The 511-nt window shown below is 57.9% G+C and carries 1 pseudogene; it reads right to left on the bottom strand.

Annotated elements, in window-relative coordinates:
* Nucleotides 1–511: pseudogene (locus tag LCU97_RS26510) on the bottom strand (beta strand repeat-containing protein); the annotation flags it as partial.

The raw sequence follows: 511 nt of genomic DNA, 5'->3' as shown, positions 1-511 counted from the left end.
TGCCAGGATGGTGCCGCTGGCATTGATCACCGACACACGGACTTCATCGTCGCCGCCACCGGCCTGTTCGATGATAGTGGGGGTGTACCCCATGGCGACGTTGTAGATATCGTCACCAGCCCCCCCTTCCAGCCGTACCCCTGTGGCTATGGTGTACGGGCCTGCGGAGAGCACGTCGTTAAAGGTAGAACCTATGACGGTTTCGATACCCGTTAAAATCGTGCCTTCAGCGTCTCCGCCCGTTCCTGCGGTTCCGGTCCCCAGGCGGATATTAACGTTTACTCCGGCAGTCGAGCCTGAGTAGTCGACCGTGTCGACCCCGGCACCGCCGTCGAAATCCATACCATTACCATCGCCAATGAACATGTCGTTGAAGTTCGAGCCCCTGATCACCTCGATGTCGGTGTAGGTATCACCTGTCGCGATCCCGGAATAAACGCCCGTCTTGAGATTGATGGTCACAGCTTCCTTGCTGTCGGTATAACCCGCTATGTCATAGCCGGCACCGCCG

Origin of the sequence: Pseudomonas uvaldensis (assembly GCF_021271205.1) — a bacterium.
GTDB classification, from domain to species: Bacteria; Pseudomonadota; Gammaproteobacteria; order Pseudomonadales; family Pseudomonadaceae; genus Aquipseudomonas; species Aquipseudomonas uvaldensis.
The sequence above is the reverse complement of the archived record's forward strand: the minus strand, read 5'-3'. Positions and strand labels throughout refer to the sequence as shown.